The 9,205-nt window shown below is 66.8% G+C and carries 9 protein-coding genes; 5 read left to right on the top strand and 4 right to left on the bottom strand.

Features of this window, described 5'->3' with window-relative positions; translation table 11 throughout:
• Positions 1 to 120: 120 nt before the first annotated feature.
• A complete protein-coding gene (locus NV1_RS20015; protein ID WP_218027156.1) occupies positions 121 to 1,203 on the top strand; it encodes an ATP-dependent DNA ligase in 1,083 nt (360 codons plus the stop codon).
• Complete coding sequence (locus NV1_RS20010) at positions 1,200 to 2,267, top strand: DNA polymerase domain-containing protein (protein WP_067893485.1); 1,068 nt, start codon at positions 1,200 to 1,202, stop codon at positions 2,265 to 2,267. Before NV1_RS20015 ends, NV1_RS20010 begins: the two co-directional genes overlap by 4 nt.
• A 19-nt stretch (positions 2,268 to 2,286) precedes the next feature.
• Here the strand turns inward: NV1_RS20010 and NV1_RS20005 are convergent, their stop codons facing one another.
• Both NV1_RS20005 and NV1_RS20000 read right to left on the bottom strand, forming a co-directional pair.
• On the bottom strand, positions 2,287 to 2,928 hold the full coding sequence (locus NV1_RS20005) for a TetR/AcrR family transcriptional regulator (RefSeq protein WP_067893483.1): 642 nt from the start codon (positions 2,926 to 2,928) through the stop codon (positions 2,287 to 2,289).
• Positions 2,912 to 4,057, bottom strand: coding sequence for an acyl-CoA dehydrogenase family protein (locus NV1_RS20000; protein WP_067893481.1), 1,146 nt, complete (start codon positions 4,055 to 4,057; stop codon positions 2,912 to 2,914). The genes NV1_RS20005 and NV1_RS20000 overlap by 17 nt, the downstream gene beginning before the upstream one ends.
• Before the next feature lie 238 nt (positions 4,058 to 4,295).
• Between NV1_RS20000 and NV1_RS19995 the strand changes: the two genes are divergently transcribed.
• Together NV1_RS19995 and NV1_RS19990 are read left to right on the top strand one after the other, a co-directional pair.
• Positions 4,296 to 5,759: an SDR family NAD(P)-dependent oxidoreductase gene (locus NV1_RS19995; RefSeq protein WP_067893478.1), complete on the top strand. Its 1,464-nt coding sequence runs from the start codon at positions 4,296 to 4,298 to the stop codon at positions 5,757 to 5,759.
• Between the two features lie 301 nt (positions 5,760 to 6,060).
• Entirely contained in the window at positions 6,061 to 6,441 is a 381-nt protein-coding gene (locus NV1_RS19990) for a DUF2784 domain-containing protein (RefSeq protein WP_067893497.1), read from the top strand.
• Here NV1_RS19990 and NV1_RS19985 read toward each other — a convergent pair.
• Both NV1_RS19985 and NV1_RS19980 read right to left on the bottom strand, forming a co-directional pair.
• Positions 6,422 to 7,171, bottom strand: a complete 750-nt coding sequence (locus tag NV1_RS19985; protein WP_067893476.1) for a thioesterase II family protein — start codon at positions 7,169 to 7,171, stop codon at positions 6,422 to 6,424. The two genes, NV1_RS19990 and NV1_RS19985, sit on opposite strands and share 20 nt — an antisense overlap.
• 44 nt (positions 7,172 to 7,215) lie before the next feature.
• Positions 7,216 to 7,797 carry a TetR/AcrR family transcriptional regulator gene (locus NV1_RS19980; RefSeq protein ID WP_067893474.1) on the bottom strand — a complete coding sequence of 194 codons (582 nt, stop codon included), beginning with the start codon at positions 7,795 to 7,797 and terminating at the stop codon, positions 7,216 to 7,218.
• 102 nt (positions 7,798 to 7,899) lie between these two features.
• On the opposite strand from NV1_RS19980, the gene NV1_RS19975 reads away from it, so the two are divergent.
• A complete protein-coding gene (locus tag NV1_RS19975) occupies positions 7,900 to 9,111 on the top strand; it encodes an FAD-dependent monooxygenase (RefSeq protein ID WP_067893495.1) in 1,212 nt (403 codons plus the stop codon).
• The last annotated feature ends 94 nt before the right edge of the window (positions 9,112 to 9,205 follow it).

Raw genomic sequence — 9,205 nt, 5'->3', positions numbered from 1 at the left:
GTTCGGACGCGCGGCGGGTGCGATGAACGAGTGCCCGACACACGCCCGAACAGCGAGACTCAGGGGGCCACGAACACACCGGAGCGAAGCGGAGGCCGAAAACACAGCCAGGAGGATCGTGTGGATCTGCCCCTCATGCCGCCGGTCAAACCGATGCTGGCGAAATCCGCGTCCGCATTGCCGGACGATCCGGAACTGTTCTACGAGCCCAAGTGGGATGGCTTCCGCTGCATCGTATTTCGCGACGGCGACGAAATCGAACTCGGCTCCCGCAACGACCGCCCGCTCACCCGCTATTTCCCCGAGCTGGTGACACTGCTCGCGCAGGCGCTGCCGCAGCGGTGTGTGGTGGACGGCGAGATCGTCGCGGTCACCGAACACGGCCTGGATTTCGACACCTTGCAGAATCGCCTGCATCCGGCCGCTTCGCGGGTGAACAAACTCGCCGTGGAGACCCCGGCCAGTTTCGTGGCGTTCGATCTGCTCGCCCTCGGCGATCGGGATCTGACCGGCGAGCCGTTCGCCGAACGTCGCAAGATCCTCGAATCGATCCTCGACCATTCACTCGACCGCGTACACCTCACCCCGATCACCACCGATCCGGTACTCGCCCGGGACTGGTTCACCCGCTTCGAGGGCGCCGGATTCGACGGTGTCGTGGTCAAGGCCGGTGATCTGGCATATCTGCAGGACAAGCGGGTGATGATCAAGGTCAAGCACGAACGCACCGCCGACTGCGTGGTGGCCGGATTCCGCTGGCACAAGGACGGTCAGGGCGTCGGCTCCCTGCTGCTGGGTCTGTACGACGAGCAGGGAAATCTGCATCACGTCGGCGTGGCCAGCAGTTTCACCGCCGCCCGCCGAGCCGCCCTCGTCGAAGAACTCCAGCCACTACGCGAGAACGCGCTGGACAACCATCCGTGGCGACAATGGGCCGATGCCGCCGCCCAGGCCAAGGCCGAGGGCAAGATGCCCGGCGGAGTGAGCCGCTGGACCGGCACCAAGGATCTGTCCTGGGAGGCGCTGCGCCCCGAACTGGTCGCCGAAGTCCGCTACGAACACGTCATGGCCGGCCGATTACGACACGGCGGGCGCCTGGTCCGATTCCGCGACGACCGCACCCCGGAATCGTGTACGTACGCCCAGCTCGAGCAGGTCGCGCCCGCCGAACTCGCCGATATCTTCGCCGAGGCACGCCGATGAGTGCCGCCATCGACGTCGAGGCCGCCGGGCGCACCGTGCGAATCAGCAATCCCGACAAGGTCTACTTCACCAAGCGCGGCGAGACGAAACTCGATCTGGTGCGCTACTACCAGGCCGTCGAGGAACCGATCATGCGCACCATCGGCGACCGGCCGGTGCTGCTGGAACGGTATCCGGACGGGGCGAGCGGCAAATCCTGGTTCCAGAAGCGGGTGCCCGCGTCGGTTCCGGATTGGCTCCAGACCACCAAGGTCGCCACCCCCAACGGCACTACCAGCGACGCCCTCGTCGCCGCCGACCTCGCGCACATCCTGTGGGCGGTCAATCTCGGCTGCTTGGGTTTTCACGTCTGGGCCAACCACGCCTACGCCGGCCCGCCCGACACCGCCGCCGGAGACACCCCCACGCCTCGGGCCGTGACCGAGGTCCTCGGCGACCTCGCCATCGCCGACGAACTGCGGATCGACCTGGACCCCTCCCCCGGCATCGGATTCACCGACCTGCGCGAGGCGGCGATCCGCACCCGCGAGCTTTTCGCCGAACTGGGCATCGACTCCCGAGTGAAGACATCCGGCTCCCGCGGCCTGCACATCTACGTCGCACTGGAACCGCGCTGGGACGGCTATCAGGTCCGCGCCGCCTCGGTGGCCCTGGCCCGCGAACTCGAACGCCGCCACCCGGACCGGATCACCGCGCAGTGGTGGAAGGAGCTGCGCGGCAGCCGGGTCTTCATCGACTACAACCAGAATGCCCCACACAGAACGGTTTTCGGGGCCTGGTGCGTACGTCCCAAGGTCGGCGCGCAGGTGTCCACGCCGATCTCCTGGGACGCCCTGGACACCGTCGTGCCCGATGAACTCACGATCGCGACGGTGCCCGAACGGGTCGCCGAATTCGGCGATCCGTGGGCCGACCGTACTCCCCAGTCCATCGAACCGCTCTTGAAAATGGCTGCGCGCGATCAGGATTCGGGCCTGCTGGATGCCCCGTGGCCGCCGCAGTACCCGAAGATGCCGAACGAGCCGCCCCGCGTGCAACCCAGCCGGGCCCGCACCCAGGAGTGAGCACCCGGCGCGGCTCCGATCAGCGGTCGATCTTCGGGAACGACGTGGTGATCAACGCGAACAACATGTCCGCCAGCAGGATGTGCACCTGTTCGCGGGTCAGGGTGCCGCGGATGATCCATTCGCGCCCAGCGGTTTTCACCATGCCGCCGTAGGCACGCACCAGCGCCCGAAGTTCAGCCGTGTGCCGGGACCCGCTCAGGCCCACCATATCCAGTAACCGGGCCGCGGCCGCGTCGTCGGCCTCGTCCAGGATGCGCTGCACCTCCGGATCGTCGCCGATCCCCTCGTGCCCGGTCACTTTCACCCAGGTGCTGCCGTGCTCACCGATGATGTCCAGCAACCACGCCACACTTGCGTCGACTCGCTCCCGGTCCGTGCCGGTCGGCAGCACCATGTCGTCCGGCCTGGGCAAGGTCACCATCCGGCGCACCACCGCCAGATACAGGTCGCGCTTATTGCCGAAATAGTGGTTGATCAGGCCGCGGGCCACCCCGGCACGCTGCGCGAGTTCCGCGGTGGACACCGCCGCGTAAGGGCGTTCCCCGAACATCTCGATGGCGCGGGCCAGAATCTGGGCGCGACGTTCGTCGGGATCGAGCCGACGGCGCGCCGGGGCCTCGGCGGACGTCGCGGGACGGGTTTCAGAGTGAGCGGGCAATGAGATCCTTCATCACCTCGTTCGAACCGGCCAGGATACGCAGGATCCGGGCGCCCGTGTAGAGCTGGGAGATCGGGTATTCCGTCATGTATCCATAGCCGCCGAAGAGTTGCAGACAACGGTCCACCACAATACCCAACTGATCGGTCAGCCAATATTTCGCCATGGCAGCGGTGGGAATGTCGAGTTCGCCACGAAGATGCTTGCTGATGGCGTCGTCGAGGAAGGTGCGGCTCACCCGCGCGATGGTCTTGCACTCGGCGAGTTCGAATTTGGTGTTCTGCATCGCGAACAGCGGCTTGCCGAACGCCTCGCGCCCCTTGGTGTACTCCACGGTCAACTCGACGGCCTTCTCCATCATGGCCACCGCCATGATCGCGGTGACCAGCCGCTCCTGCGCGAGCAGTTGCATCATCTGATAGAAGCCCTGCCCCTCGGCCTCACCGAGCAGATTCGAGGCCGGCACCCGCAGCCCGTCGAAGAACAGCTCCGCGGTGTCCTGGCCCTTACCGCCGATCTTCGACAGGATCCGGCCGCGCTTGAAGCCGGGCGTATCGTCGCCGACCTCGGCGAAGATCAGCGAGACGCCCGCCGCCCCCTTGGTCGGATCGGTCTTGACCGCGAGGATGATGCCGTCGCACAGCCAGCCGTTGGAGATGAAGATCTTCGACCCGGTAATGACGTACTCGTCACCCTCACGCACCGCACGGGTCTTGATGGCCTGCAGGTCCGACCCGGTGCCCGGCTCGGTCATGCCGATCGCGAGCACCATCTCACCGCTGGCCGCCTTCGGCAGCACCCGCCGCTTGAGGTCCTCGCTGCCGAAATGCGCCAGATAGGGCGCGATGATCGAGGAGTGCACCGGCATGCCGAGTGCGCCCTCGCCCCCGAAGGACTGCTCCTCGATGATGGCCGCCTCGTGCGCGAAAGTGCCTCCGCCGCCGCCGTATTCGGTCGGAATCGCCGCGCACAGCAGCCCCAGCTCGCCCGCCCGGTTGTACAGCTCACGGTCGGGATGGCCCTGCTCGACGAACTTCTCCTCGTGCGGGACGACCTCCTTGGCGAAGAAATCCCTCGCCAGCTCCCGGACCGCCTCGACCTCGTCGTCGCTCCATGCCGCGCGTGCCATCTGCGTCTCACCTCTCGTACCGAGCCGATTCACCGTGCGCGTCCGGCCCTCTCACCTGCCGGACGCACGTTCGGGTCGGCAACCCGCCGACCACGGGCACCAGCGTGGACCACTGTTGGCGTTATGTCAACAACCGGGGCGGACTCCGGCACGGCAGCCGTGTGCGGGTGCACACCTGCGCTGATGCGACAATGATCCGGTCCGAGACCGCACGCACGAAGGAACCACCCGCACCGCGATGGCCGATCACGACTCGACGACCGATACCGCCGCGCCGCAGGTCGCCATCGATCCCGAAGAACTCGCCATCTGCCTGCGGGTTCTCGATCAGGTGGGCGATCTGGACAAGGAGCACCCCGACTCGGTGCGCGTCCAACGCGCGGTCGGGCACATGTTCAAGATGCTCAAACGCCGCCGCCGCATCGCCGCCCGAGACGCGGTCGCGGCGAACGACCGTGCTGTCGTGCACGCCACCGCCACCGGCTCACTCCACCGGATCGACGACGAGACCGCCGGAATCCCGTTGACCTCCACCGCTTCGGGCGCCTCGGCCGGAACGCTGCTCAAACCGCGCCCCTGCTACATCTGCAAACAGCGCTACACCCGGGTGGACGCCTTCTACCACCAACTGTGCCCGGACTGCGCCGCCCGCGGCCACGCCAAACGCGACGCGCGCACCGATCTGCGCGGCCGCCGCGCCCTACTCACCGGCGGACGCGCCAAGATCGGCATGTACATCGCGCTGCGGCTGCTGCGCGACGGCGCGCACACCACCATCACCACCCGCTTCCCCAACGACGCCATCCGCCGATTCAAGGCCCAGCCCGACAGCGGCGACTGGATTCACCGCCTGCGGGTGATCGGCATCGACCTGCGCGATCCGGCCCAGGTCGTCGCGCTCACCGAGGACGTCGCCGCACAAGGCCCGCTGGATATCCTGATCAACAATGCCGCGCAGACCGTGCGTCGCTCGGCCGGTGCGTACGGCGCTCTGGTCGAGGCCGAGAGCGATCCGCTGCCCGTGGGCGAGCTCCCCGACACCGTCAGCTTCGGCAAGACCATGCAGGCGCATCCCACCGCACTGACCGCCTCACTGGCCCCCGCACTCACCGCCGCCGAGGTGACCGAATTGGCGCTCGTCGCGGGATCCGCCACTCCCGAACGCATTTCGCGCGGTCTGGCCATCGACGCCGGGGGCCTGGTGCCCGATCTCGCGCACACCAACAGCTGGGTGCAGACCGTGGCGGAGGTCGATGCCACCGAGCTGCTCGAGGTGCAGCTGTGCAATTCCGTCGCGCCGTTCATCCTGATCTCTCGGCTGCGTCCGACGATGGCCGCCGCCGCGGCCCGGCGCAAGTACGTCGTGAACGTCTCCGCGATGGAGGGCGTCTTCGGCCGCGGATACAAGGGCCCCGGCCATCCGCACACCAATATGGCCAAGGCCGCACTGAACATGCTGACCCGCACCAGCGCCGCGGAGATGCTCGAGGCCGACGGCATCCTCATGACCGCCGTGGACACCGGTTGGATCACCGACGAACGCCCGCACTACACCAAGATCCGCCTGGCCGAAGAGGGTTTCCACGCCCCGCTGGACCTGGTCGACGGCGCGGCCCGGGTCTACGACCCGATCGTCCGCGGCGAGAACGGCGAAGATCTGCACGGCTGCTTCCTCAAAGATTTCGAACCGTCCAACTGGTAACCGCTCTCCCTCGATGCGGCATCGCCGCGGGTTGTTCTCGTGTCCGACCTGCTGAATTTACATGTCTTAATGCGCATATGACAGTATGGATATTCCAGAAGTGTCATCGGGACTGGAACCCACCAGAGATCCGGCGGAATCCGGACTGCCGCACGGGAATTCAGCGCCCTGGCGAACCCCGGCGCAAACCGGGCATCTCGTTTCACGAACGGCTTCACCGGGCAGCACGACAGCGGATGCGACCGCATCAATACGATCACACGCAGCGGGAGGGACCGTGACCCACGCCTACTCTGGATACATGATGTACCGTCTGCTGGCCGACGCCACCGCGGTGGTGCACTTCCTGTTCGTCGTCTATGTGGTGATCGGCGGCTACCTCGCATGGCAGTGGCGATGGACGATCTGGACCCATCTGGCCGCGTTCGGGTGGGGATTCGGCACGGTACTGTTCAACCTGACCTGCCCGCTGACCCATCTGGAGAACTGGGCGCGCACACAAGTCGGCGAGGCCCCGCTACCGCCGAGCGGGTTCATCGATCACTACATCACCGGCGTGTTCTATCCGCGCGGCGCATTGGATCTCGTGCGCATCCTGGTCGTGATCGCGGTCGCGATCTCGTGGGCGGGATATCTCTGGATACCCCGCCACCACCGCGCGCTCAAGCCGAGCGTTCATTGACGAATCCCGCTACCGCGGAGACCTTCTCATCGAGATAGAAGTGCCGGCCCGGGAAGGTGGCCAGCTCGAACACGCCGGCGGTGTGCCGCTGCCACTCCCCCGCCTGCTCGGCGGTCACCGTCGGGTCCGCATCGCCGAGCAGCGCCGAGATATCGCACCGCAGCGCGGGCCCCGGCTCGAATCGATACGTCTCGACGGCCCGGTAATCGCCACGGACCGCGGGCAGCACCAACTCCGCCAGACTCGGCTCCGATCGCAGAATCGCCACGGAGGCAGGATCATTGGCCAGCCGCTCCAGCTCGGCGATCACGTCCTCGTCCGGAGCCTGGTGGATCGCACCGGCATAGTGCGCGTCCGGTGCGATGCGGCCCGAGACGAACAGCCGGATCAGCTGCTGCCCAGCGTTTTCCAATCGGCGCGCGGTCTCGAAGGCCACCGTCGCGCCCATACTGTGACCGAACAGCGCCAACCGCGGCAGGCCCACGGCCAGTTCCGGAAAGATCCGGTCCGCGAGCACCCGCAAATCGGTGATCAGCGGCTCATCCAGACGATCCTGACGGCCGGGATACTGCACCGCGAAAACCGCTGTGTCGGGGCGTAATTGTTGCGCCAAGGCGCGATAGGCGCTGGCCGAGCCGCCACCGGGCGGGAAACACACCAGCACCGTGCGCGCCTGCGGCGCCGCACGCAATTCACGCAACCAGCCACCCGCGACAATCCGTCCCGCCACGAATCCGCCTCTCCGCTCGATCTCCGCATCCCGTCCGGCCGAGACTACTCGGCGGCTCCTCCCCGCAATGCCGACAGCGCGACCTCGAGGTCGTCGCCGAGCAGTATCTCACCCTCCGGCCCGAGCAGCGTCAGGATCGCGATGCCCTGGAACAGCACGAAATACAGCTTCGCGACCGCTCGCGCCTGCTTGCCGGACAGATCCGGATAGACCTCGCGAAGCAGTGCTGCCAGTTCTGTGTACGCCTCTGCGGTCGCCTCGGACAGAAATGTCCGGGAGTCGGCCGAGCGGGCGATCCGCATACCGTTCTCCAGGCTCAGCAGCAACTGCTCCCGATACCGGAACGCCACGTCGACCAGGCCGTCCAGAGTGGCCGCGAACGATTCGGGCAGCGAGCGCCCCTCCCCCGCGTCACGGATCACCTCATCCATGCCGTCGCCGATCTCGCTGCCGACGGACATGGTGATGGCCTCGGAGATCAACCGATCCTTCGAGCCGAAGTGGTAGCCGATCGCCGCCAGGCTGACCCCGGCTGCCCCGGCGATGTCGCGCGCGGTGACCTTGGCAAGCCCGCGTTCCAGGATCACCTTCTTCGCCGCCGCCAGCAGATCCTCTCGATTGCCCATACTCCCAGGTTACAACGTCTTAGACATTTGTTCTAGACAGATGTGTCAATCGTGTGGGACATTTGTCTAAGACGTTCGATCTACACGACAGGAATGCACATCATGGGCACCACCCACTCCCCGCGAATCCTCGTCTCCGGTGGCGGCATCGCCGGCAATGCCGTTGCGCTGCAACTACTTCGAGCCGGAATCGGGGTCACCGTCATCGAGCGGGCCACATCTCCCCGGCCCGGTGGGCAGGCGGTGGATCTGCGCGGCCCCAGCCGCGCGGCCGCCGAGCGAATGGGACTCATGCCCGGCATCGGCAAGTACCAGCTCCGGGAACTCGGCATGTCCTACGTCGACCCGCGCGGACGCACCTACGCGAACATGTCGATGGAGTTCTTCGACGGCAAGGGCCCGGTGGCCGAGATCGAGATCACCCGCGGCGATCTCAATCAGGTGCTGCTGGACGAACTCACCGGCGCCGGCGGAGATCTGGACTACCGGTACGGCGACTGGATCACCGCGCTGGACCAGGACGATTCCGGCGCCGAGGTGACCTTCGCCTCCGGGCGGACCGAACGTTTCGACCTCGTCATCGGCGCGGACGGCGTGCACTCCGCCACCCGGAGGCTGGCTTTCGGGCCCGAGGAGCGGTTCAGCACCTATCTGGGCGGCTACATGTCCTTCTTCACGATCCCGACTCCGCCGGATGTGCGACCCGGATGGTTCACCATGCAGCTGATTCCCGGTGCCGCGGTGGGCCTGCGGCCCGATGGCGATCCCGATACCGCCAAGGCCATCCTCACCGTGCTCACCGATCGCGATCCGGCCCTGCGCGGCGATCTCGACGCACAGCACCGGCTCATTCACGACCATCTGGCGGGTGACGGCTGGCACGCGCCCGCCATCCTCGCCGGTATGGCCATCGCCGAGGATTTCTACTTCGACGAATTGGCCCGCATCGATATGCCCACGCTCAACGCCGGGCGCGTCACCCTGCTCGGCGACGCTGGATACTGCGGCTCCCCGATGACGGGGATGGGCACCGCGATGGCGATCGTGGGTGCGTACGTGCTCGCGGGTGAGATCGCCGCCGCCCCGGACGATCTGCTCGGCGCACTGGCCCGATACGAGCGGGCGGTGACCCCGTTCCTGGACGAGGCGAAGCAGCTGCCGGGCGGCGGCATCGATATGATGTTGTCGCACAACCGATTCGGCACGGCCATGCGGCGCACCGCGAATCGGGTGATGATGTCGCGGGTGATGCGGCCCGTCATGATGAAGATGTTCTTCGGCAAGACCGAGGACTACGAGTTGCCGGTGTACTGACCGTCGCGAGCAGGCGGATCCCGGACCGGGGTCCGCCCGATGCGGCCAGAGCTCACCCCCGGCAACCACGCCGGGCCGCACCGATAGGATTGCA

This window comes from Nocardia vaccinii NBRC 15922, from assembly GCF_001613305.1.
In the GTDB taxonomy this organism is placed as follows: domain Bacteria; phylum Actinomycetota; class Actinomycetes; order Mycobacteriales; family Mycobacteriaceae; genus Nocardia; species Nocardia vaccinii.
The sequence above is the reverse complement of the archived record's forward strand: the minus strand, read 5'-3'. Positions and strand labels throughout refer to the sequence as shown.